General features: G+C 64.2%; 20 protein-coding genes. 17 read left to right on the top strand and 3 right to left on the bottom strand.

Translation table 11 applies throughout. The features are described from left to right. Positions 1 to 58: 58 nt before the first annotated feature. Entirely contained in the window at positions 59 to 1,831 is a 1,773-nt protein-coding gene (locus B2W22_RS24425) for a M61 family metallopeptidase (RefSeq protein ID WP_175125095.1), read from the bottom strand. Between the two features lie 28 nt (positions 1,832 to 1,859). Here B2W22_RS24425 and B2W22_RS24420 point away from each other — a divergent pair, with 28 nt between their 5' ends. From B2W22_RS24420 to B2W22_RS24340, 17 genes are all read left to right on the top strand, one after another. Beyond that, entirely contained in the window at positions 1,860 to 2,636 is a 777-nt protein-coding gene (locus B2W22_RS24420; protein ID WP_175125096.1) for an enoyl-CoA hydratase, read from the top strand. A 258-nt stretch (positions 2,637 to 2,894) separates the two neighbouring features. Beyond that, on the top strand, positions 2,895 to 4,448 hold the full coding sequence (locus B2W22_RS24415) for a DUF1254 domain-containing protein (protein WP_175125097.1): 1,554 nt from the start codon (positions 2,895 to 2,897) through the stop codon (positions 4,446 to 4,448). A gap of 394 nt (positions 4,449 to 4,842) precedes the next feature. Then, positions 4,843 to 5,256 (top strand): ATP synthase subunit I, encoded by a 414-nt coding sequence (locus B2W22_RS24410; RefSeq protein ID WP_063955419.1) that lies wholly within the window; start codon positions 4,843 to 4,845, stop codon positions 5,254 to 5,256. Positions 5,257 to 5,338: 82 nt separating this feature from the next. Then, positions 5,339 to 6,220: a F0F1 ATP synthase subunit A gene (atpB, locus tag B2W22_RS24405; RefSeq protein WP_062840107.1), complete on the top strand. Its 882-nt coding sequence runs from the start codon at positions 5,339 to 5,341 to the stop codon at positions 6,218 to 6,220. Positions 6,221 to 6,338: 118 nt separating this feature from the next. Beyond that, positions 6,339 to 6,581, top strand: coding sequence for a F0F1 ATP synthase subunit C (gene atpE / locus B2W22_RS24400; protein WP_003815363.1), 243 nt, complete (start codon positions 6,339 to 6,341; stop codon positions 6,579 to 6,581). A gap of 144 nt (positions 6,582 to 6,725) precedes the next feature. Beyond that, positions 6,726 to 7,196 (top strand): F0F1 ATP synthase subunit B, encoded by a 471-nt coding sequence (locus tag B2W22_RS24395; protein WP_008167494.1) that lies wholly within the window; start codon positions 6,726 to 6,728, stop codon positions 7,194 to 7,196. 12 nt (positions 7,197 to 7,208) lie between these two features. Then, positions 7,209 to 7,748, top strand: a complete 540-nt coding sequence (locus B2W22_RS24390) for a F0F1 ATP synthase subunit delta (protein WP_175125098.1) — start codon at positions 7,209 to 7,211, stop codon at positions 7,746 to 7,748. Between the two features lie 28 nt (positions 7,749 to 7,776). Further along, positions 7,777 to 9,318: a F0F1 ATP synthase subunit alpha gene (gene atpA, locus B2W22_RS24385; protein ID WP_056564901.1), complete on the top strand. Its 1,542-nt coding sequence runs from the start codon at positions 7,777 to 7,779 to the stop codon at positions 9,316 to 9,318. A gap of 98 nt (positions 9,319 to 9,416) precedes the next feature. Continuing rightward, on the top strand, positions 9,417 to 10,322 hold the full coding sequence (atpG, locus tag B2W22_RS24380; RefSeq protein WP_056564898.1) for a F0F1 ATP synthase subunit gamma: 906 nt from the start codon (positions 9,417 to 9,419) through the stop codon (positions 10,320 to 10,322). Between the two features lie 43 nt (positions 10,323 to 10,365). After that, positions 10,366 to 11,766, top strand: coding sequence for a F0F1 ATP synthase subunit beta (gene atpD, locus B2W22_RS24375; RefSeq protein ID WP_175125099.1), 1,401 nt, complete (start codon positions 10,366 to 10,368; stop codon positions 11,764 to 11,766). A 9-nt stretch (positions 11,767 to 11,775) separates the two neighbouring features. Continuing rightward, the gene (locus B2W22_RS24370; protein ID WP_056327609.1) at positions 11,776 to 12,201 is read left to right on the top strand and encodes a F0F1 ATP synthase subunit epsilon; all 426 of its coding nucleotides are present in this window, start codon (positions 11,776 to 11,778) and stop codon (positions 12,199 to 12,201) included. Between the two features lie 250 nt (positions 12,202 to 12,451). Further along, positions 12,452 to 13,285: a helix-turn-helix domain-containing protein gene (locus B2W22_RS24365; RefSeq protein ID WP_254595043.1), complete on the top strand. Its 834-nt coding sequence runs from the start codon at positions 12,452 to 12,454 to the stop codon at positions 13,283 to 13,285. Positions 13,286 to 13,410: 125 nt separating this feature from the next. Continuing rightward, entirely contained in the window at positions 13,411 to 14,484 is a 1,074-nt protein-coding gene (gene hemE, locus B2W22_RS24360; RefSeq protein WP_286939852.1) for a uroporphyrinogen decarboxylase, read from the top strand. 351 nt (positions 14,485 to 14,835) lie between these two features. Then, positions 14,836 to 16,926, top strand: coding sequence for a primosomal protein N' (locus tag B2W22_RS24355; RefSeq protein WP_286939850.1), 2,091 nt, complete (start codon positions 14,836 to 14,838; stop codon positions 16,924 to 16,926). Between the two features lie 351 nt (positions 16,927 to 17,277). Then, positions 17,278 to 19,341 carry a UvrD-helicase domain-containing protein gene (locus tag B2W22_RS24350; RefSeq protein WP_175125102.1) on the top strand — a complete coding sequence of 688 codons (2,064 nt, stop codon included), beginning with the start codon at positions 17,278 to 17,280 and terminating at the stop codon, positions 19,339 to 19,341. A 169-nt stretch (positions 19,342 to 19,510) separates the two neighbouring features. Continuing rightward, positions 19,511 to 20,365 carry a class II glutamine amidotransferase gene (locus B2W22_RS24345; RefSeq protein ID WP_175125103.1) on the top strand — a complete coding sequence of 285 codons (855 nt, stop codon included), beginning with the start codon at positions 19,511 to 19,513 and terminating at the stop codon, positions 20,363 to 20,365. Positions 20,366 to 20,490: 125 nt separating this feature from the next. Continuing rightward, positions 20,491 to 21,108, top strand: a complete 618-nt coding sequence (locus B2W22_RS24340) for a hypothetical protein (protein ID WP_286939847.1) — start codon at positions 20,491 to 20,493, stop codon at positions 21,106 to 21,108. Positions 21,109 to 21,183: 75 nt separating this feature from the next. Here the strand turns inward: B2W22_RS24340 and dapD are convergent, their stop codons facing one another. Together dapD and B2W22_RS24330 are read right to left on the bottom strand one after the other, a co-directional pair. Further along, on the bottom strand, positions 21,184 to 22,161 hold the full coding sequence (dapD, locus tag B2W22_RS24335) for a 2,3,4,5-tetrahydropyridine-2,6-dicarboxylate N-succinyltransferase (protein ID WP_175125105.1): 978 nt from the start codon (positions 22,159 to 22,161) through the stop codon (positions 21,184 to 21,186). 295 nt (positions 22,162 to 22,456) lie between these two features. Then, positions 22,457 to 23,404, bottom strand: a 948-nt coding sequence (locus B2W22_RS24330) for an IS256 family transposase (protein WP_286939844.1), incomplete at its 5' end; no start/stop codon positions are given.

Below are 23,404 nucleotides of genomic sequence, written 5' to 3'. Positions count from 1 at the left end.
GTGCCGGACGTCTTAAGAACCCAAGCCTAGGGGAAGCCACGGGACCATCCCAAACGCCTCAAACCAATACACACTCCGAAGCCTCAGGCCCACTCAACCGCACCCGAAACTCCCGGAGTTCATCCCGCCGAAAAACATGCACATTCACCCGATCCCCAGCCCGGTACTGCGCCAACAGCAACTCCAACCCCGCCGGCGCATCCACCCGCAGCCCATCGATCGCCACCAACACATCCCCGGCAGACAACCCACCCTTATGTCCAGCCCCGCCTTCAAGCACGGTCGCCAGCGTCAGTGACTCACCTTGCTTGCGCGTCCGCACGTCCAATGACGGGATATTGGCCGACGCCTTCCACTGCAGCTTTACACCCTGCGTTTCAAGCAAGTCAGCCAACGGCACATCCGCCGTCCCGTAAGCATGCCGAGCGATGAACCGCCGCGTATCCACGCCCGTCGCTTCCTCGATCAGCGCGGGCAATCCATCCTCCGGCAACCCTTGCGGCTTGCCTCGATAGAAATCCCGCCCATAGCGATCCCACAACAACCGCATCACATCATCCAGCGAACGCGCGCCAGAGGATTCGTCCCGGATCAGCAGGTCCAACCCCAGCGCCACCAACGCGCCCTTCGTGTAATAGCTCACCAACGCGTTCGGCGAATTCTCGTCCTGCTTGTAATACCGCGTCCAAGCATCGAAAGAGCTTTCGGCAACCGACTGCTTATGCCGCCCCGGCGTGCGCGCCACGCTCGTGATCGTCTTGCCCAGCAGACGCAAGTAATCCGCACGCGTGATCGCGCCCGAGCGCAACAGCAGCAGATCGTCGTAGTAAGACGTAAAGCCCTCAAACACCCACAACAACCGCGTCAGATCCGGCTGCGAAAGATCGTAAGGCGCGAACACATCCGGCTTGATCCGCTTCACGTTCCAGGTATGGAAATACTCGTGGCTCACCAGCCCAAGGAATCCCCGGTAGCCGTCGCCCTGGCCTTGCTGGCCCAGCACAGGCAGGTCCTTGCGCGCCGTCATCAGTGCCGTGCTTGCGCGATGCTCCAGACCCCCGTAGCCGTCGCCCGTCACCATCGTCATGAACACATAGCGGTCCGCGCTGTCCAGGAACGGCGCCCGCTTCGTGCGCGGTTCGAAAAACGCAATCTGCGTCTCGCAGATCTTCTTCACGTCTTCCGTAATCCGCGCCAGATCCAGATTCGGCGCAACCCCCGTGAACACCAGCTCGTGCTCCGCGCCGTGCGCCACAAAGCGCGACACCTGCGGCGTGCCCATTTCGACAGGGTGATCGATCAGCGCGTCATAGTCCGGCGCCAGATACAGCCCGAAGCCGTGCCGCCGTGCCGCGCCCTTGTGGCCTGCGGCCTCTGGCAGGCTCGTGTACACCTTCCAGCCGTCGATGCCTCGCGGCGGCGCCAGGTCCACCAGGCAGGGTTCATGGTCCTGGCCCTGCACGCGCAGGAACACGCTCGTACCGTTGAAGAACCCGTGCGTCTCGTCCAGATGCGCGCCGCGCACCGACAGATCCCACGCATACACCGTGTATTCAATCCGCAGCGGCCCCTCGCAAGGCGCTGCCTGCCACGTGTGGTTGTCTGTTTTGTCGACATTCACCCGCCGCGTTCCCGAATAGGCGGTCAGCGACTCGATCTGCCGCGAGAAATCGCGAATCAGGTAGCTGCCCGGAATCCATGCCGGCAGCGACAGGCGCTGGCCCGCGGGCGAGGGCGATGCGATCGTAAGGGTTATCCGGTAGCGGTGGCCGGCGGGATCGTGCGGCGCAAGGCGGTAAAGTATGGGCGGTACGTCATCAATTTTTTTCATGGCTCATATCTTATTACCGGAGACATTCATGAGCGAGTCGTTTGTACTGGTCGAAACCCGGGGCCGAGTCGGCCTGCTGACGCTGAATCGTCCCAAGGCGCTCAACGCGCTGAACGATCAGCTCATGGATGAACTCGGCGCCGCGCTGCTCGCGTTCGAGGCCGATCCCGAAATCGGCTGCGTCGTCATCACCGGCAGCGAAAAGGCCTTTGCCGCCGGCGCTGACATCGGCGCCATGAAAGACTGGTCCTACATGGACGTCTACGGCAGCGAATACATCACCCGCAACTGGGAAACCCTCAAGCGCATCCGCAAGCCCGTCATCGCCGCGGTCGGCGGCTATGCGCTCGGCGGCGGCTGCGAACTCGCCATGATGTGCGACATCATCATCGCCGCCGACACCGCCAAGTTCGGCCAGCCCGAAATCAAGCTCGGCGTCATCCCCGGCGCCGGCGGCACGCAACGCCTGCCGCGCGCCGTCGGCAAGGCCAAAGCCATGGACCTCGCGCTGACCGCCCGCATGATGGGCGCCGAAGAAGCCGAACGCGCCGGTCTCGTCTCGCGCGTCGTCGCCGCCGACAAGCTGCTCGAAGAAGCCCTCGACGCTGGCACCGTCATCGCCTCCATGTCGCTGCCCTCCGTCATGATGGCCAAGGAATGCGTCAACCGCGCATTCGAGGGTTCGCTCAACGAAGGTCTGCTGTTCGAACGCCGCGTCTTCCACTCGCTCTTTGCCACGGAAGACCAGAAGGAAGGCATGGCCGCGTTCACCGAAAAGCGCAAACCCGACTTCAAACACCGTTAATCCTTGTTACGTCCGGGCCTGCATCCCCAGCAGGCCCTTCATTGCCCCGCGCGCCCTATGACGGCGCGCTTTTTCATGGTCATCTACGGGCAATCCCCAGGTTTCGCCTTGAAACTTCTGGCTAGCACCTTGTTGCAGACTTCGGCCCTATCCTGATTGAGCGTCATCCCGAGGTGCCGCGCCAGAGCGGCTTGCCCCCCACACTGGCAAGTCCCGCGCGGCGGCTCGATTGCAAACAAAATCAAGAAGGAGCCTTGCATGCGTATACCTACCGCTACCCGCCGGCTGTCCACGGCTGCGCTCGCCGGCGCGCTCAGCGTCTGCTTTCTCAATGTTGCCCAGGCTCAATCGCCGCAGTCCACGCTGCGGCTGGTCTCCGAGACGCCTTATCAGGCCGGCCAGGCCGCCGCTCCTCAGATGAGCGAGGCCGAGTTGCGCGACACCGCCATCGACGCCTACGTCTATGCGTATCCCATGGTGCTGATGGAACTGGCCCGCCGCCAGGCCACGGCCGTGCAAAGCCCGCTGGACGGCAAGGCGCCGATGAACCAGTTCGGCCACAAGGCCGCGTTCCCCGACCCGCGCGCCACCGACGCGCCGTGGCCTAGCGCCGACGCGCTGTATTCCAGCCTGTGGTTCGACGTCTCGCGCGCCCCGCTCATCATCAGCCTGCCTGACACCGGCGGCCGCTACACCGTGCTGTCCGCGCTGGACATGTGGAGCGACGTCTTCGCCTCGCGCGGCACGCGCACCAACGGCCATGGCGCCCAGTCCTTCGCCATCGTCGGACCGCACTGGAACGGCACCGTGCCGGCGGGCGTCGACGTGATCCGCGCCCCGACCTCGACCGGCTGGCTGATCGGCTGGACGCAGGCCGGCGGTCCGCAGGACTACGCCGCGGTCAATCAGATCCAGTCCGGCATGACGGCGCGTCCGCTGCTGGTGCCCGTGACCCCGGCCACCACGCCCCGCGGCCGCAATGCCGGCAACGCCTTCCCGCAGACCGGCTCCAGTGTCGGCACCGCACCGATCGGCAGCACGCTGCCCATGCCGGCCCCGGCGACCACCGTGCCCGATGGCACCCCGGCCGAGCAGGTCGCGGGCATGGATGCCGCCTCGTTCTTTGCCGTGTTCTTCGACGCGCTGCGCAACAACCCGCCGCATGCTAACGACACGCCCATGCTGGACCGCATGCGCCGCATCGGCCTGGATGACCGTCAGCCCTTCTCGTATGGCCGTCTGAGCCCGGCCGTGCAGCAGGCCCTGACGGATGCGCAACCGCTGGCGGGCCGCCGTATCGCCGACAACGTCTCGCGCCTGGCCACGCCGATCAACGGCTGGAACACCGTGCTGACGGGCATCGGCACCTACGGCACCGACTACACGCGCCGCGCCGCCATCGCCTACGCCGGGCTGGGCGCGCCGACGCCGGAAGACGTGCTGTATCCGGTCACCGTGTCTGATTCGAAGGGCCGTCCGCTGGACTCGAACGAAGACTACGTGCTGCACTTCGACAAGGGTCAACTGCCCCCGGCGCAGCTCTGGTCGCTGCATGTCTACAACAGCAAGTACGGCTTTGCCGAAAATCCGGCCAACCGCTACGTGATCCGCAGCACCGACGGCCTGAAGTACAACGCCGACGGCTCGCTCGACATCTACGTCCAGCGCCGTGACCCGGGCGAGTCCAAGCGCGCCAACTGGGTCAGCACGCCGGCCGCTGATGGTCCGTTCGTGCTCAGCATGCGCCTGTACGCGCCGCAGAACAGCGCCCTGGATGGGCAGTGGGCTCCGCCGCCGGTCAAGGAAGACTAAGGTCCGGCAAGGGCGCGTCAGGCAGACGCGTATCTGTTAAGCCCATCGGGCGCGCGGTTTCCTGCAAGGGGCCGCGCGCCTTTTCATGTGGAGCACGCGCTTGCGGACACGCCTCGGCGGGCCGCTCGCTCGTCCCCAATTTTTCTGCCGCAAGCGGGCGTTGTTGCCGCCTTACAAACGGCCGAAAGTTCATTTGCTAGGGTGCAAAAAACCAAGCTATACTCTGCGGGTTTGACGCTTGCGGGATAAGAAACATGCGCCTAAAAAAGCGCGTCGATTCCCTCAGGGCCAAGTTAAGCGGGGAAGTTTGATGCAGCAGAGCTCCATGCAGCAAGGGCAGGGGAAGAAACCCGGTCTGAGGCCCAGCCTGGATCAGGATTCGATCGATCCGGATGTGGTGGAAGTTCTGGTACTCAGTGACGCGGATCGCGCGGCGCTGAATGCACAAGCTAGCCGTGGGCTCTTGTTGGCATTGGCGGCGCAAGGCGCCATGGGGCTCGCAGCAGCAGTAATAGCGGGGGTTGTCGGAGGGGCGGCGGCAGGTTGGTCGGCGCTGGCGGGGGCAGGAGCGTATTTCATACCCAATGCGTTGTTCGCGTTGCGCCTGGCTGTCAGCGTTCGGGCCGGTAAGGCCAGTCCCTTTACCTTTCTCTCTGGTGAGTTGATCAAGTTGTTCGCAACGGCATTGCTGTTGTGGCTGCTTTCGCGTGTAACGCATGACTGGCTTGTCTGGCCTGCCGCGTTGCTCGGTCTGATACTCACATTGAAAGGCTATCTCCTGCTTCTGATGTTCCGCAGGCTGTCTTAGCGCCGAGTAAGTTGCGGCAAACGAAATCGTGGAATCGTCCGGTTCGCAAGGACCGGGCATACAGCAAATAGGATAGGTTCAAATGGCTGCTGCCAGCGACGTGTCGCCTCAATCCGCGTATATTCAGCATCACTTGGTGCATCTGAACAATACGGGTGAGAAACAGAGCGCTATTGCTCAGTTCGACATCATCAATTACGACTCGTTGTTCTGGTCCGGCCTGATGGGCCTGATCGTCATTTTCTTCCTGTGGCGCGCCGCGCGCCGCGCCACCAGCGGCGTTCCTTCCCGCTTCCAGGCCTTCGTGGAAATGATCGTCGACATGGTCGACGACCAGGCCAAGGGCATTGTCCACAACGCCAAGAGCCGTCTTTTCATCGCCCCGCTGGCCCTGACCGTGTTCCTCTGGATCATCCTGATGAACGCGCTGGACCTGCTGCCCGTCGACCTGCTGCCCTCCATCTGGCGCCTGACCGGTCTGGGTGCTGAGCACGGCGATCCCCTCTATTACCACCGCATCCTCCCGACCGCCGACCTGAACGTGCCGATGGGCATGTCGCTGGGCGTGCTGCTCCTGATGTTCTACTACGGCATCAAGATCAAGAAGCCGGGCGGTTTCGTCAAAGAACTGTTCACCGCGCCGTTCCATGCGCATGGCCTGGGCGCCATCGTGCTGGCCCCGTTCAACCTGCTGCTGAACATGATCGAATACGCCGCCAAGTCCGTGTCGCTGGGCATGCGGTTGTTCGGCAACATGTTCGCCGGCGAACTGATCTTCATGCTGATCGCCCTTCTGGGCGGCGCCTGGACCGGCTTCAACGGCGCCAGCATCGGCTTGGGCATCGGCCACATCCTGGCCGGCTCGATCTGGGCAATCTTCCACATCCTGATCGTTCTGCTCCAGGCCTTCATCTTCATGATGCTGACGCTGGTGTATCTCGGTCAGGCTCACGAAGGCCACTGATCCCCCGAATTTCCGGCGTCGGCCACCCGGCCGGCACCGGATAGCAAGATTATCTTGCATTGAGCTGTACCTCTTATTTTTCAATTTTTGACTTCAGATTTCTAACCAAGGAGTTGTCATGACCAACGTCGCTTTCGTTGCCCTCGCTTGCGGTCTTATCATCGGTCTGGGCGCTATCGGCGCTTGCATCGGCATCGCACTGATGGGCGGCAAGTATCTGGAAGCTTCGGCTCGTCAGCCTGAACTGATGAACGCTCTGCAAACGAAGATGTTCCTGCTGGCTGGCCTGATCGACGCGGCATTCCTGATCGGCGTGGGTATCGCCATGCTGTTCGCCTTCGCCAACCCGTTCGTCGGCTAAGGCACCGCCCGCCGGCAAATAGGTGGGTCATGACGCTGGCGGCGATGAGAGCAACGGCTCCATCGCCGGTCAGCAAAGTATCGAGTGCTCCGCGACGCCCCTTTCCGGGTGCGGTCGGAGCCGAAAGGTGTTAAAGGAACGACCGTGAATCTGAACGCGACGATCATTTTCCAGATGCTCGTGTTCTTCGTTCTGGGCTGGTTCACGATGAAATTCGTGTGGCCTCCCCTGACGAAGGCGATGGACGAGCGCCGCCAAAAAATCGCCGACGGCCTGGCCGCCGCCGAGAAGGGCAAAGCCGACCTGGCTCAAGCCCAGGCGCGCGTCAGTCTGATCGAGGCTTCTGCCAAGTCCGAAAACCACGCACGCATCATCGAGGCCGAGAAGCAAGCCGCCTCCCTGATCGAGCAGGCCCGCCGCGAAGCGGAAGCCGAACGTGCCCGCATCGTGGCGCAGGCTGCCCAGGATGCCGCGCAGGAAGTCCAGCGCGCCCGCGAAGCGTTGCGCGACGACGTCGCCGCGCTGGCCGTCAAGGGTGCTGAACAGATCCTCAAGCGCGAGGTTGACGCCCGCGCACACGCCGAGCTGCTGAACCAGCTCCGCGCGCAGCTCTAATCCGGGACCGTCATGGCTGAACTTTCCACTGTTGCCCGGCCCTACGCTGAAGCGCTCTTCAGCGCAGCGCGCGACGACAAGGCCGGTCTGCCGGCGTGGGCCGACCTGGTCAGCGAAATGTCGCAGGTCGCCTCCAACCCCGACGTGCGCGAGGCCATGGCCGATCCGCGTCTGGGCGACAAGCAGCGCGTCGAACTGTTTACCGGCCTGATCAAGGCCGATTTGCCGCAAGCCGCCCATAATTTCATCGAGCTGCTGGTCGAAAACGACCGGCTGCTGCTGCTGCCCGAGATCGCCTCGCAATTCGTCGCGCTGCGGAATCGTCACGAAGGCACGGCGCAGGCGGAAATCACCAGCGCGTTCGAGCTCAGCGATGCCCAGGTCAAGGATCTGGTCGGCGCGCTTGAACAAAAATTCGGCCTCAAGCTCAAGCCCAGCGTTACCGTCGACCCGTCGTTGATCGGCGGCGTGCGCGTGGCCGTCGGCGACCAGGTGCTCGATACTTCCGTACAAGCCCAATTGGTCCGCATGCGCGATCAGCTCGCCGCTTAAGGCTACTAACAGGATTCCAGGAGTCAATATGCAACTCAATCCCTCCGAGATCAGCGAACTGCTCAAGAGCCGCATCGAGGGCCTGGGCGCTTCGGCTGATGTCCGTACTCAGGGCACCGTCGTGTCCGTGACCGACGGTATTACCCGCATCCACGGCTTGTCCGACGTGATGCAGGGCGAAATGCTCGAATTCCCCAACAACGTTTTCGGTCTGGCGCTCAACCTCGAGCGTGATTCCGTCGGCGCCGTTATTCTGGGCGACTACACCGGCGTTTCCGAAGGCGACCAGGTCAAGACGACCGGCCGCATTCTGGAAGTTCCGGTTGGTCCGGAACTGAAAGGCCGCGTGGTCAACACGCTGGGCGAGCCGATCGACGGCAAGGGCCCGGTCAACGCCAAGGCCACCGACATCATCGAAAAAGTGGCGCCTGGCGTTATCGCCCGCCGCTCGGTGTCGCAGCCGCTGCAAACCGGCATCAAGGCTATCGACTCGATGGTTCCCATCGGCCGTGGCCAGCGCGAACTGATCATTGGCGACCGCCAGACCGGCAAGACCGCCGTGGCCGTCGACACGATCATCAGCCAGAAGGGCAAGGGCGTCACCTGCGTGTACGTCGCTATCGGCCAGAAGGCTTCGACGATCAACAACGTGGTCCGCAAGCTCGAAGAGCACGGCGCGATGGAATACACCATCGTCGTGGCCGCCTCGGCTTCCGACTCCGCCGCCATGCAGTACCTGGCCGCCTACGCCGGCTGCACGATGGGCGAATACTTCCGCGATCGTGGCGAAGACGCCCTGATCGTTTATGACGATCTGACCAAGCAAGCCTGGGCCTACCGCCAGGTCTCGCTGCTGCTGCGCCGTCCGCCGGGCCGCGAAGCCTACCCGGGCGACGTGTTCTACCTGCACTCGCGTCTGCTGGAGCGTGCTGCTCGCGTCAACGAAGAGTACGTCGAGAAGTTCACCGAAGGCGCCGTCAAGGGCAAGACCGGCTCGCTGACCGCGCTGCCGATCATCGAAACCCAGGCAGGCGACGTGTCGGCCTTCGTTCCGACCAACGTGATCTCGATCACCGACGGCCAGATCTTCCTGGAAACCGACCTGTTCAACGCCGGTGTCCGCCCCGCAATCAACGCCGGTATCTCGGTGTCGCGCGTCGGTGGCGCTGCCCAGACCAAGGTCGTCAAGAAGCTGTCCGGCGGTATCCGTACCGACTTGGCGCAGTACCGTGAACTGGCCGCCTTCGCGCAGTTCGCCTCCGACCTGGACGACGCCACCCGTCGCCAGCTCGAGCGCGGCAAGCGCGTCGTTGAACTGCTCAAGCAGCCGCAATACCAGCCGCTGCAAGTGTGGGAACTGGCCGTCACGCTGTACACGGTCAACAACGGCTACCTGGATGACGTGGACGTGGCCCAAGTGCTGTCGTTCGAGAAGTCGCTGAAGGATCAGCTCAAGAGCAAGCACGCTGCTCTGATCCAGCGCATCGAAGACACCAAGGAACTGTCCAAGGACGACGAGGCCGAACTGGCCGCCGCCGTTCAGGAATTCAAGAAGCACGGTGCTTTTTAAGAAAGTGATGGGTTAGGCGTCCCAGGCGCCTCACCCATCCTTCCCGGATGGTTGAGGCGCGAGCGGAACCCATCGGCCAGTCTTCACAGGAAAGCGCAATGCCCGGAATTAAGGAAATCCGAACCAAGATCAAGAGCGTGCAAAACACGCGCAAGATCACCAAGGCGATGGAAATGGTCGCCGCATCCAAGATGCGCAAGGCGCAGGAGCGGATGCGTGCAGGCCGTCCGTACGCCACCAAGGTGCGCGAGATTGCTGCGCACCTGATGCAGGCCAATCCCGAGTACAGCCACCCGTACCTGGTCGAACGCGAAATCAAGGCGGTCGGCGTGGTCATGGTGACGACCGACAAGGGTTTGTGCGGCGGCTTGAACACCAACATCACCCGCGTGATGTTGGGCAAGCTGAAAGAGTTCGAGAAAGCCGGCATCGCCGTGCAAGCGACCGCTTTCGGCAACAAGGGCGTGGGTGTGCTGACCCGTATCGGCGCCAAACTGGTTTCCCAGGAAGTGCAACTGGGCGACAAGCCGCAACTCGACCGCCTGCTGGGCGCGATCAAGGTGCAGCTGGACGCCTACCTGGAAGGCCGTATCGACGCGCTGTACGTGGCCTCGACCCGCTTCGTCAACACGATGAAGCAAGAGCCGCTGTTCCTGCGTCTGCTGCCGTTGGCCAGCGGTTTGGAAGATCCGTACCAGACGGGCGCCGATAGCCTGGCCAAGACCTCGGAAGTGAAGTCGGAATACAGCTGGGATTACATCTACGAACCCGACGCCCGTAGCGTGATCGACGACCTGCTGCAGCGTTACGTTGAAGGCCTGCTGTACCAAGCCGTGGCCGAGAACATGGCTTCGGAGCAGTCGGCCCGGATGGTCGCCATGAAGGCGGCGTCGGACAACGCCAAGAAGGTCATCGGCGATCTGCAACTGGTCTACAACAAGACCCGTCAGGCCGCGATCACCAAAGAAATTTCGGAAATCGTAGGGGGCGCTGCCGCCGTTTGAGGCAGGCAGCATCCCGTCAAAAGCTATCAAGCAAGGAATCGACATGAGCAACGGAACCATCGTTCAGTGCATCGGCGCCGTGGTGGATATTCAGTTCCCCCGCGATCAAATGCCCAAGATCTATGAAGCGCTTACTCTGGCCGACGAGGGTTCCTCGTTCGCCGAAAAGGGTCTGACGCTGGAAGTGCAGCAACAGCTGGGCGACGGCGTGGTGCGTACCATTGCGCTGGGCTCCAGCGACGGTCTGCGCCGCGGCATGAAGGTCACCGGCACGGGCGCCCCGATCTCGGTGCCCGTCGGCACCGGCACGCTGGGCCGCATCATGGACGTGCTGGGTCGTCCCATCGACGAAGCCGGCCCGATCCAGCACGAAGAAAAGCGTGGTATTCACCAAGCCGCTCCCCGTTTCGACGAACTGTCGCCTTCGGTGGAACTGCTGGAAACCGGCATCAAGGTTATTGACCTGGTGTGCCCGTTCGCCAAGGGCGGCAAGGTCGGCCTGTTCGGCGGCGCCGGCGTGGGCAAGACCGTGAACATGATGGAACTCATCAACAACATCGCCAAGCAGCACAGCGGTTTGTCGGTGTTTGCCGGCGTGGGTGAGCGTACCCGTGAAGGCAACGACTTCTACCACGAAATGGAAGAGTCGAACGTTCTGGACAAGGTCGCCATGGTGTTCGGTCAGATGAACGAACCCCCCGGCAACCGTCTGCGCGTCGCGCTGACCGGCCTGACGATGGCCGAGAAGTTCCGTGACGAAGGCCGCGACATCCTGTTCTTCGTGGACAACATCTACCGCTACACCCTGGCCGGTACCGAAGTGTCCGCACTGCTGGGCCGTATGCCGTCCGCCGTGGGTTATCAGCCCACGCTGGCCGAAGAAATGGGCAAGCTGCAAGAGCGCATCACGTCGACCAAGACCGGCTCGATCACCTCGATCCAGGCCGTGTACGTCCCTGCGGACGACTTGACCGACCCGTCGCCTGCCACGACCTTCCAGCATTTGGACTCCACCGTCGTGCTGTCGCGTGACATCGCCGCCCTGGGTATCTACCCGGCCGTCGATCCGCTCGATTCCTCCAGCCGCCAGCTCGACCCGCAAGTCGTCGGCGAAGAGCACTACTCGGTTGCCCGTGGCGTGCAGCAGACGCTGCAGCGCTACAAGGAACTGCGCGACATCATCGCGATTCTGGGCATGGACGAACTGTCGCCGGAAGACAAGCAGGCCGTGGCCCGCGCGCGTAAGATTCAGCGCTTCCTGTCGCAGCCGTTCCACGTTGCTGAAGTCTTCACCGGTTCGCCCGGCAAGTACGTTCCGCTGGCCGAAACCATCCGTGGTTTCAAGATGATCGTCAACGGCGAGTGCGACTCCCTGCCGGAACAGGCGTTCTACATGGTCGGTTCGATCGACGAGGCCTTCGAGAAGGCCAAGAAACTGCAATAAGGAACCGATATGGCTACCCTGCATGTGGATGTGGTCAGCGCAGAGGAAGCGATCTTCACCGGCGAGGCGAAGTTCGTGGTTCTGCCTGGCGAGTCGGGTGAACTGGGCATTCTGCCCGGCCACACCCCGCTGATCTCGCGCATACGCCCCGGAACGGTCAAGATCGTTCGTGCCGACCAAGGCGAGGAAAACATCTTCGTCGCCGGGGGTATCCTGGAAGTTCAGCCGGGCAGCGTGACGGTCCTGGCCGACACGGCTATCCGTGCCGCCGACCTCGACGAAGCCCGCGCCCTGGAAGCGCGCCAGAAGGCCGAACTGGCCCTGGCCAACGCCAAGGACAAGGCTGACATCGCTGTCGTCGAAGCCGAGCTCGCCATGCTGGCTGCGCAAGCCATCGCGGCGCGCAAGCTGCGCCAAGGCGGCCGCTCGCACTAAGCGGCAATGCGGTTTCCGGGCTTGTCCCGGCGTACAAAAAAAGCGGCCCTCGGGCCGCTTTTTTTCATTCCTCTTTGTTGCAGGGTGTCTGACACCTGAATGCGTCCGATATTTTGCCGAGCCCGCGTCAACCTGCGCTGCCCCTCGGTGCTACGCCCTGTAGCGGCCTGCCGCAATGCGTTCACTACGAATAGTCGGCACGGGGTCTGCAACAGTAGCCTTCAGTTTTTGCGATGCAAACGAGGAAGGCATGCGAGACGTGCTGGATTGCGGGGTGCTGCTGGCGCCCGGTCATGAATCGACGATGGACGCCTGGATCGCCGGCCATCAGGCCAAGGTGACGCGTGTGCGGCTGCATCCGGTGTCCCTGGCTTCGCCGGCGCTTGCCGAGGCGCCGCCGGACTCCCTTGCACAGCAGGCGTTGTCGCTGCGGCGCTATGACGCTTGCATTCTTCCCGTGGCGCCGTCTTCGCTCGCCTGGGCCCGCATGGCCTTGCAGCAGGCGCGCGGCGCGCTCACAACGCCCGTTCTGCTGCTCATCCACGACGTCAAGGCGCCCGCCATTCTGGACTTGCTCAGCCTGGGCGCGGCGGACTTCATCTCGCAGCCGGTGTGCGTCGAGAGCCTGCGGGTGCGGCTGGTTCGCCTGGCTCGCCGCGGCGCCGTGCGCCGTGCCGGCGTGACGGGTAGCGTCCATGAGCATCCCGTCAACTATCTGGGCGAGCATGCAGAGGCGCAGGGTGCCGAGCACGCGGCATATCCGCCCCACGCGTCACGCGCGGGATCCGCGCGTCCAAAGGTGCCGGCCGACATCGTCGAGCACGCTTTGAGCAGCTTGCGGCACCAATACCGGCGCGGCGTGCCAGAAACATTCCGGGCGGCGAAGGCGCAGGTGGTGAACGGCTTCGAGCGCGAATACATCCGTCACGCGCTGTCGCGCCACGGCGGCAACGTCGCACAGGCCGCACGTGCTTGCGCCAAGCACCGCCGCGCGTTCTGGGCGCTGATGCGCAAGCACGGCATTGAAGCCGCGCCTTACCGTCAGGCGGCGCTGGCCGCGGCGCGGATGCACGACATGGGTTGACGCTAACCAGGCGGCACGCCCGCAGCCGCCGCCCATTGCGCCCGCTCAACCCCGTCAACGCGGGCGCGACCCGCCTTGTCAGCCAGGGGAAGTAAACTCACGGCTTCCGATCATCGAGGTTAGCCGTGTCTGCTCCCCGTTTGAAGAACGATGTGTTCTTGCGCGCCCTGATGCGCGAACCCGTGCCCTACACCCCCATCTGGCTCATGCGCCAGGCGGGTCGCTATCTGCCCGAGTACCGCGAGACGCGTGCGCGTGCAGGCTCGTTCATGGGGTTGGCGCAGAATCCGGACTATGCCTCGGAAGTCACGCTGCAGCCGCTGGAGCGCTACGACCTGGACGCGGCCATCCTGTTTTCGGACATCCTGACCGTGCCCCACGCGATGGGCCTCGGGCTGGACTTCGCTGAAGGCGAAGGCCCGCGCTTTGCGCATCCCATCCGCACCGAAGAAGACGTCGCGCGCCTGGCGGTGCCCGACATGGACAAGCTGCGGTACGTGTTCGATGCGGTCAGCACGATCCGGCGTGATCTTGACGGCAAGGTGCCGCTGATCGGCTTTGCCGGCAGCCCGTGGACCATCGCCTGTTACATGGTCGAAGGCAAGGGCAGCGACGACTACCGTCTCATCAAGACCCTGCTGTATTCGCGTCCCGATCTGCTGCACCGCATCCTCGAGATCAACGCCGAAGCCACGCTGCAATACCTGAACGGCCAGATCGCGGCCGGCGCTCAGGCAGTGATGCTGTTCGACAGCTGGGGCGGGGTGCTGGCCGACGGCCTGTTCCAGCAGTTTTCGCTGGCTTACACGAAGAAGGTCGTCGCCAGTTTGACCCGCGAACACGAAGGGCGGCGCGTGCCGGTCATCGTCTTCACCAAGGGCGGCGGCCAGTGGATTGAAGACATTGCGGCCTGTGGCAGCGACGCAGTGGGCCTGGACTGGACCGTGGATCTGGCGGCGGCCCGGCGCCGCACCGGCGACTCGGTCGCGTTCCAGGGCAATCTGGATCCGATGGCGCTTTTTGGCGGTGGCAGCGCCATTCGCGCGGAAGCGCGTCGCGTGCTGGACGCGTTTGGCCCGGTGGGCAAGGGCGGCCATGTGTTCAATCTGGGACATGGCATTTCGCGCTTCACTCCGCCAGAAGCTGTAGCTGAATTGGTCGATGAAGTCCACCAGTACAGCCGCGCCTTCCACGCGTAAGTAAGTGAACGCTTCGGCCCCAAGGGCCGAAGCAGATGGGCCGCCCGGGCGACTTGTGCACATAAAATCCGGGGTCGGGGAAAACCCTCCCCAAGCTGGCTTACAATCTGGAAACCGGCTTCAAGTGCCTGTTTTATATCGGAAAATGTCGCTTATCAACAGGGATGCAATAGTTTGTGCATTCTTGCCATATTCCATTTTCTGATGTTGCTCTCGCCTTTTCCCCAAAGTTATCCACAGGCGCCGGTGGATCAATGGCGCGGCGGCGAGCGAGAATCCTCCAACGTGGCGCCGTGCGGTCCTCATCCTTTCGGCTAGTCCTATTTCATTAGATGAATGTCCCCAGACTCCATGCCTGACGCGCAAGCGAATCCCGACACCGCAGCGGTGTGCTGGGTGCGCGTCGCGCTGGACGTGCCCCTGCCTGGCCCGTTCGATTACCGCAGCGACGCGCCGATTCCGGCCGGCCTGCGGGTGATCGTTCCGTTCGGCCGGCGCAAGATGATTGGGGTGGTCGTCGACAACCCCGCAGAGCCGTCTTTCGAGCCCAAACAGATCCGTCCGATCGAGGCGGTGCTGGACGATCTGCCCCCTTTTGACGAAGCGTGGTTGCGCATGGCGCGCTTTGCGGCGGACTACTATCAACGCCCGTTGGGCGAGGTGATGCTGCCCACGCTGCCGCCGCCGCTGCGCAAGCCCACGTCCTACCAGGGCAAGCGGTCCGGAGAAGGGCCCGTGGCGCGCATGGATGCGCGCAAGCGCAAGACCGCGCGCGCGCCGGCCACGCCCGACCAGCCGCCGGCGCTGAACGAGGCCCAGGAGGCGGCGGTGCAGGCCATCGGCGCGCTGGGCGGATTCAAGCCGGTGCTGCTGCACGGCGTGACGGGCAGCGGCAAGACCGAGGTCTACCTGCGCGCCGCCGAAAAAGTCCTGGCGGCTGGGCGGCAGGTGCTGCTGCTGGTCCCCGAAATCAATCTGACGCCGCAGCTCGAAGCCGCGCTGCGGGCACGCCTGGAAACGCTGGTCGGACCCGAGGGGCTGGCGGTGATGCACAGCGGGCTGTCCGACGGCGAGCGGCTGCAGGCGTGGACCCGCGCCCAGCGCGGCCAGGCCCGCATGCTGCTGGGCACGCGCATGTCGATCTTCGCCCCGCTGACCGAGCTGGGCCTGATCGTGGTCGACGAAGAACACGATACGTCCTACAAGCAGCAGGACGGACTGCGCTATTCGGCGCGCGACCTTGCCGTGTGGCGCGCCCACGATCTGAACATTCCGGTCGTGCTGGGGTCCGCCACGCCGTCGCTGGAAACCTGGCAGCACGCCGAGCGTGGCCGTTACCTGCGCCTGACGTTGCCCGGCCGCGCGCGGTCCAGCGAGCTGCCCAAGATCCGCCTGGTGGATACGCGCCGTCTGCAGATGAAGCAAGGGCTGTCGCCGCAGCTGCTCGAGGCCATCGGCCAGCGGCTCGAGCGCAAGGAACAGGTGCTGATCTTCCTGAACCGGCGAGGTTATTCGCCGGTGCTGCATTGCCAGTCCTGCGCGTGGGTCAGCAACTGCCCGCGCTGCACGGCCTTTACCGTGCTGCATCGCACGGACTTTCGCGGCCATCGCCTGCAGTGCCACCACTGCGGCTATCAGGCCCCCGTGCCGCGCGCCTGCCCCGAATGCGGCGACCAGGATCTGGCGCCCATGGGCCGGGGCACGCAACGCGTCGAGGAACACCTGGCCGAACTCTTTCCCGAGGCGCGCATCCTGCGCATTGACGCCGACAGCACGCGCAAGAAGGGCAGCGCCGAAGCGCTGTTCGCGTCCGTCCACGCCGGCGAGGTCGACATTCTGGTCGGCACGCAGATGGTGGCCAAGGGGCACGACTTTGCGCGGTTGGGGCTGGTCGGCGTGCTGAATGCGGACTCCATGCTGTTCGCCCACGATTTCCGCGCGCCCGAACGCCTGTTCGCGCAGCTGATGCAGGTGGCCGGCCGCGCGGGCCGCCATCAGGGCAACGGCGAAGTGCTGATCCAGACGGGCTACCCCGAGCAGCCCGTGTACCAGGCCTTGCTGCGCCACGACTACGCCGGGTTTGCTCGCCACGCGCTGCACGAGCGCGAAAGCACCGGCTTGCCCCCTTACGTCTACCAGGCGCTGCTGACCGCCGAGGCGCGTGAACTCAAGGTGGCGCAAGCGTTTCTTGAGCAGGCCCGCGTGCTGCCCGAGGGCGAATGGGCGGCCGATTTTCCCGGCATGGACGCGATCATGCTGTACGACCCCGTGCCGCTGCGCGTCGTGCGCGTGGCCAACATCGAGCGCGCGCAGCTGCTGGCCGAAAGCAGCAGCCGGCCGGCGCTGCAGGCGTTTCTCGCATCGTGGTCGCATCACCTGCCTTATCTGGCGAACGAGGCGCGCGTGCGCTGGCAACTGGAAGTCGATCCGCTGGAAATCTGATAAGCGATAGGGCGGCACGCTCGTGCGACGGGGCGCCGCGGCCCCGCGCTGCTGGCTGGCTGTCGCGCACCGCAGGACTCCCCGTGTACCGTTCGCCGCTGCGACGATGCGCCGGTGTTGCATGCCTGCGGCCACGTGGGGCGCCTCTGCGGCAACCCGCCGATGCGCCTTCGACCCGATTGTTCTATGATCGTCTTCCTCTATCGCACCGGCGCGGCAGACCCGCTGCGGCGGCTGCGCCCGTCCCCTTTTTTCTCGCGTTTTTCCGGCCCATTGACGGGCAGCGGCAGACCTCTTGCTTGCCGGCTGCGTTGGCATGGCCGCCGCGACGCATGACGATCTGAATCTCCAATGTCCGCAAGCGAACCGATAGGCCACGGCATGAATCCCGCGCAGCGGGAGGCGACGCTCTACCTGGACGGCCCTTGCCTCGTCCTGGCAGGCGCCGGCAGCGGCAAGACGCGCGTCATCACGCAGAAGATCGCGTACCTGCTGCGCGAATGCGGCTACATGGGCCGCAATGTCGTCGCGCTGACCTTCACCAACAAGGCCGCCCGCGAAATGGACGAGCGCGTGAAGACGCTGGTCGACCGCAAGCTGTCCAAGGGCCTGATCATCAGCACCTTCCACTCGCTGGGTGTGAAGATGCTGCGCGAAGAAGCGCGCAACGCGGGCCTGAAACCCACGTTCTCCATCCTGGACGCCGACGACGCCATGGGCATCATCCAGGAACTGCTGGCGACCACCGACAAGGCCCGCCTGCGCCACGTGCAGGGCATCATCTCGCTGTGGAAGAACGCGCTGCTGGAGCCGGACGACGCCGCGCGCGAAGCCATCACCCCGGGCGACGTCGAAGCCGCCAACGTCTATCGCAGCTACGCCGCCACGCTGGCCGCCTATCAGGCGGTGGACTTCGACGACCTCATCCGCATTCCCGCACAACTCCTGGCCAGCAACGAAGAAGTGCGCACCCGCTGGCAGAACCGCGTGCGCTACCTGCTGGTGGACGAATACCAGGACACCAACGTGTGCCAGTACCGTCTGGTGCAGTTGCTGACCGGCCCGCGCGCCATGTTCACCGCCGTGGGCGACGATGACCAGGCCATCTACGCCTGGCGCGGCGCCACCATCGAGAACCTGGCCAAGCTGACCACCGACTACCCGAACATCAAGCTCATCAAGCTGGAGCAGAACTACCGATCGGTGCAGCGCATCCTGGCAGCCGCCAACCAGGTCATCGAAAAGAACCCCAAGCTCTTCGAAAAGAAACTGTGGTCCGAGCTGGGCGTGGGCGAACCGATCCAGGTCTCGGCCATGGACGGCGAGGAGCAGGAGGCCGAGTCCATCGCCATGAAGGTGTCTGCCGCGCGCTTCGAGCGCCAGGCGCAGTGGAAGGATTTCGCCATCCTTTACCGCAGCAATCATCAGTCTCGCATCCTGGAACAGGCGCTGCGCAACCTGAAGATTCCGTACACGATCTCCGGCGGGCAAAGCTTCTTCGACAAGGCGGAAGTGCGCGACATCCTGGCCTACCTGCGTGTGCTGGCCAACGACGATGACGACCCCGCCTTCATCCGCGCGGCCACCACGCCCAAGCGCGGCATCGGCCAGGCCACCTTGCAGGCGCTGGGCCAGTACGCGGCCAGCCGTGAACTGTCGCTGCTGGCCGCCGTGGCCGAGACCGGCCTCGAAAGCGTGCTGGCGCCGCGCCAGATTGACCAGCTGCGCACCTTCGCGGAATTCATCCGCCGCATGCAGTGGCGCGCCGGTCGCGGCGCGGCCTCGGGCAACGACGCGGCGCCTGCGGAACCCGCGGGCGCCATCCTCGACGACCTGCTCGAAGCCATCCAGTACGAGCGGCACCTCTTCGAACTCTTCGAAGAACGCCCGGCGCAGACGCGCTGGCAGAACGTCCTGGAGCTGACCGGCTGGCTCAAGCGCAAGGCCGAGGAAGACAACATGTCGCTCTTCGATCTGGTGCAGCACGTGGCGCTGGTCACGATGCTGGAGCGCGGCGAGGAAGAAGCGCCCGACGCCGTCAAGATGTCCACGCTGCACGCCTCCAAGGGCCTCGAATACCCGCACGTGTACCTGGCCGGCGTGGAAGAAGGCCTGCTGCCGCATCTGGGCAAGGACGACGAAGTCGGCGATCCTGCGCGCGCCGCCGAGAACCTGGCCACCCGCATTCAGGAAGAACGGCGCCTGATGTACGTCGGCATCACGCGCGCGCAGCGCAGCCTGCACCTGAGCTGGTGCAAGCGCCGCCGCCGCGCGCGCGAAGACCTGGTGCGCGAGCCGTCGCGCTTCATCGAGGAAATGGGCCTGGGCGACGTGCGCATCCAGGAGGACGACGCGACGGCCGCCATGAGCCCCAAGGAGCGCATGGCCATGCTGAAGGCGCTGCTGAACAAATAGGGGCGGGGCGGACCAGGGGCGCGACACACAGGGGCGCGATACACAGGGTCGCTACAAACCCGGCGCAACACGCGACGGCATCGCAGGCGAAGACGGGGGCGTTAGCCAAGACTTGAAGAAACGCGCGCCCCGCTCCTACACTGGCCTGTCCGGATCGAAGGAGCGCATCATGTGCCGTTGGCTGGCTTACACCGGTAGTCCCCTGCAGATGGAGAGCGTGCTGTTCAAGGCCAAGCACTCGCTCATCGAACAAAGCCTGCATTCCCGCCTGGGCGCCACCACCACGAATGGCGACGGTTTCGGGCTGGGCTGGTACAGCCGCCCCATCGAAGGCCGCCCCATCGAACCGCCGTTCCGCTATCGCAGCGTGCATCCGGCCTGGAACGACCGCAATCTGCGCGAGGCTGCCCGCGCCATCCACGCACCGCACTTCGTCGCGCACATCCGCGCCGCCACCGATACCCCCGCGCAAGAAACCAACTGCCACCCTTTTCGGCACGGGCAATGGCTGTTCGTGCACAACGGCCTCATCCGCGACTACCCGCTGCTGCGCCGTGATCTGATGCTGATGATTGCGCCCGCGTATTTCGGATCGCTGGAAGGCTCCACGGATTCCGAGGTGATGTTTCTACTGGCCCTTACGTTCGGCCTGGACGAAGACCCGATCCCCGCAATCGCCCGCATGGTGGGCGCGGTCGAGGAAACCGGCCGGCGCCACGGCGTGGCGCATCCCATCAACATGACCGTATGCGCGCTGGACGGCGAGCGCCTGATCGCGGTGCGTTATTCCAGCGAAGGCGACTCGCGCACGCTGTTTCACAACACCTGCGTGCGCCACCTGCGCGAACTCTACCCCGACAACGCGCAGATCGCCGCCATGGACGACGACGCCTTCCTGCTGTTGTCAGAGCCGCTGTCGGACATGGCCGGTGTGTGGGAAGAAGTGCCCGAATCCACCGCGATCATCGCCGGACGCGGCGACGTGCAGCACATGCGTTTCGCGCCGATTCCGCCGGGCGAGTGATTTCCGTTCAACGAGCGGGAATTGGGGTCATCAAGCACGTATTCCGCATATGGGGGAGAATACGGCTCGCAAGACATTGCGACGTCCTGGGCCGCGATAGCACCCCAATCCATTCAGGAAGTTGCATGACAGATAGAGAAACCCCGCAGGCCATAGACGCATTCGCGGTGTTTACCCGCACGGGGAGCGCCCCGGATTGCTTTGAATTGCACGAAAACGGAGTCGTCAGCCAGGAAGGCGGCGCCCGCACCTACACCGCATTCGCGGACATCCAGGATCTCTGCCTCTACACCGGCCAGCCGGACTCGCCAGCAGGATCCGCCGACCGCCTGGCGTACCGCAGCGCCGCGCAAGGCGCCTGGACAGTCGCCACCGGCATCGACGAATTCCCCGCGTTCATGGACGCCTTCCGCTCGCACTACGTGGCGCGCCGGCTGCCGGTTCTGGAATCGCTGACCGAGCAGGGCGCGCGCGTCACGTTCCGCTATATCACCGGCGGCACCTTCCCCAACCTGGAAACGCGCGACGTGTCCCTCTCCGCACAAGGCCTGCACATCGACGGCGTCACGTGGCCCTACGAGTCGTTGCAGCCGATCGATCTGAACGACTGGACCGACACGGTCACCCTGCAGGACGACAGCGGCAAGACGGTCTTCTCATGCCGCGTGGCGCGCATCCTGAGTTCCGACCTCTTCGTCAACCTGGTGTACAACCAGCTGGGGCAAACGGCGGAATACGCCTGACGCCAAGGCGCCGGCTCGGGTAACCGAGCGCACGCCGCATGATTGATATGGCCGCTCGCAGCGGCCATATTCCATTCAGTGCCCCGAATGCAGCGCGGGATTCAACGTGCCCCACGCCGCGGTCCGCACCAGCGCTTCCACCGCGCCGGTCTGCGAGTTGCGGCGGAACAGCAGCCCGTGCTGACCGGCCAGCGACACCGCCTTGACCACCGCGCCCTCCGGCGTCAGCACCCGTGTGCCGGCGGTGACGTAGCATCCGGCCTCGACCACGCAATCGTCGCCCAGCGAAATGCCGATGCCCGAATTGGCGCCAAGCAGGCAACGCTTGCCGATGGACACCACCTGCTTGCCGCCACCCGACATGGTCCCCATGATCGACGCGCCGCCGCCAATATCGGTGCCATCGTCCACGATCACGCCCGCACTGATGCGGCCTTCGACCATGGACGCGCCGAGCGTGCCGGCGTTGAAATTGCAGAACCCTTCATGCAGCACGGTGGTGCCCGGCGACAGATGCGCGCCCAGCCGCACACGCGCCGTGTCCGCGATACGCACGCCACTGGCCACGACGTAATCGGTCATGCGCGGAATCTTGTCCACGCCACGAATTTCCAGAACCTGCCCGGTGGCGCGCAGATGCCAGCGCAGCGCGTCAACCTGATCCACCGCACAAGGCCCCACCGAGGTCCACGCGACATTGGCGAGCACGCCAAACAACCCATCCAGATTGGCGTCATGCGGCCGGATGAGCCGATGACTGAGCAGATGCAGACGCAGGTAGGCGTCGTGAGCATCAGCGGGCGGCTCGTCGAGCGAGGAAATGGCGGTGCGCACGGCAACGATATCGACCTTGCGGCGCGTGTCCCGGAAGAGCGCCGTGGCCACGTGCTCGCCAAGCGCGGCGCGCGCTTCCTCAGGCGTCAGATGACGAGTCCCGGTGGGAGGGGCGTTGTCGGCGAGCGAGGGACGCGGATACCAAGTGTCAAGGATGGTGCCGTCGGCGGCTAACGTGGCTAGGCCGTAAGCGATGGCGCTGGTGGGGGCGGCGGACATGAGAGATGGTGGGGGATGGCGATTTTGGTGGGCGACATTCTAGGCGAATGGATCTGGATGATGGTGGTATTTGGATGGTGGTGGGTTTGTCTACGGATGTAGTTATGGCTAGGTGTCTGAGACCTGCTGAGACGGTGATCCGAGCTGACAATCGTCTTCGTCAGGGTGTCTGATATCGGCCCTCGAGACATCAGCCTTCGTGGCGGCAGGTCTCCGTAGGTGGGAGTGTCAGTATTTTTGTGTTTGAGGCGTTAGAAGCCTGATAGTTGTTTCTATCAGGCTTATTGATGCTATCTCAGCGATACGGGTCAGTGAAGCGTTCTGCATAAATCACGGCGAACTGGTTCATAGCGGCCTTCCAGTCGTGCGTGGCGCTGCCCCAGGCCCCGGTGATGTTGCGCAAGACCAGCCACAGTAGCTTGGTGGCGGCTTCGTCGCTTGGGAAGTGACCTCGCGTTTTCACCGCGCGGCGCAGTTGGGCATTAATGCTCTCGATCGCATTGGTGGTGTAAATCACCTTGCGGATCGCCGGTGGGAACGTAAAGAACGGGATCACACGGTCCCAGGCCCGGCGCCATGCGTCAGCGATCGGGGCGTAGCGCTGGCCCCAAGGGCCTTGCTCGAACTGCACGAGCGCGGCCAGCGCTGCCTCCACGGTCGTCGCCGTATAGATCGGCCTCAGTGCCGCAGCCACCGTCCGGCGCTCCTTCCAGCTGGCGTATTCCAGGCTGGATCGGATCAGGTGCACGATGCAAGTCTGCAGCGTCGTGGCCGGGAACACCGCGTTCAGCGCCTGCTCCATGCCCTTCAGACCGTCAGTGACAGCGATCAGGATGTCCTGCGTGCCGCGGGTCTTGAGCTCGTTGAACACCTTCATCCAGAACTTGGCGCCCTCGGTCTGCTCGATCCACAGGCCCAGGATGTCGCGCGTGCCGTCCGGCAACACCGCCAGCGCCAAGTAAACGGCCTTGTTGCGCACCACGCCGTCCTCGCGGATCTTGACCCTCAGCGCGTCGAAGAACACCACCGGATACATCGTCTCCAGGGGCCGCGTTTGCCAGGCCGTGACCTCGTCCATCACCGCGTCGGTCACCGAGCTGACGAACTCCGGCGAGACTTCCGTGCCGTACTGCTCGAGCAGAAACCCTTGGATTTCGCGCACCGTCATGCCGCGGTCGTACATGGCGATGATCTTGTCGTCGAACCCGGTAAAGCGGCGCTCGTGCTTGGGGATCAGGATCGG

The organism is Achromobacter sp. UBA4530, from assembly GCF_002388205.1.
Lineage (GTDB): Bacteria > Pseudomonadota > Gammaproteobacteria > Burkholderiales > Burkholderiaceae_B > Achromobacter > Achromobacter animicus.
This window is presented reverse-complemented; position numbering and strand designations above follow the sequence as displayed.

Coding starts and splice junctions, on each gene's coding strand:
- B2W22_RS24425 (WP_175125095.1), bottom strand. CDS start 1,831: ATGAAAAAAATTGATGACGTACCGCCCATACTTTACCGCCTTGCGCCG.
- B2W22_RS24420 (WP_175125096.1), top strand. CDS start 1,860: ATGAGCGAGTCGTTTGTACTGGTCGAAACCCGGGGCCGAGTCGGCCTG.
- B2W22_RS24415 (WP_175125097.1), top strand. CDS start 2,895: ATGCGTATACCTACCGCTACCCGCCGGCTGTCCACGGCTGCGCTCGCC.
- atpB (WP_062840107.1), top strand. CDS start 5,339: ATGGCTGCTGCCAGCGACGTGTCGCCTCAATCCGCGTATATTCAGCAT.
- atpE (WP_003815363.1), top strand. CDS start 6,339: ATGACCAACGTCGCTTTCGTTGCCCTCGCTTGCGGTCTTATCATCGGT.
- B2W22_RS24390 (WP_175125098.1), top strand. CDS start 7,209: ATGGCTGAACTTTCCACTGTTGCCCGGCCCTACGCTGAAGCGCTCTTC.
- atpA (WP_056564901.1), top strand. CDS start 7,777: ATGCAACTCAATCCCTCCGAGATCAGCGAACTGCTCAAGAGCCGCATC.
- atpG (WP_056564898.1), top strand. CDS start 9,417: ATGCCCGGAATTAAGGAAATCCGAACCAAGATCAAGAGCGTGCAAAAC.
- atpD (WP_175125099.1), top strand. CDS start 10,366: ATGAGCAACGGAACCATCGTTCAGTGCATCGGCGCCGTGGTGGATATT.
- B2W22_RS24370 (WP_056327609.1), top strand. CDS start 11,776: ATGGCTACCCTGCATGTGGATGTGGTCAGCGCAGAGGAAGCGATCTTC.
- B2W22_RS24365 (WP_254595043.1), top strand. CDS start 12,452: ATGCGAGACGTGCTGGATTGCGGGGTGCTGCTGGCGCCCGGTCATGAA.
- B2W22_RS24355 (WP_286939850.1), top strand. CDS start 14,836: ATGCCTGACGCGCAAGCGAATCCCGACACCGCAGCGGTGTGCTGGGTG.
- B2W22_RS24350 (WP_175125102.1), top strand. CDS start 17,278: ATGTCCGCAAGCGAACCGATAGGCCACGGCATGAATCCCGCGCAGCGG.
- B2W22_RS24345 (WP_175125103.1), top strand. CDS start 19,511: ATGTGCCGTTGGCTGGCTTACACCGGTAGTCCCCTGCAGATGGAGAGC.
- B2W22_RS24340 (WP_286939847.1), top strand. CDS start 20,491: ATGACAGATAGAGAAACCCCGCAGGCCATAGACGCATTCGCGGTGTTT.
- dapD (WP_175125105.1), bottom strand. CDS start 22,161: ATGTCCGCCGCCCCCACCAGCGCCATCGCTTACGGCCTAGCCACGTTA.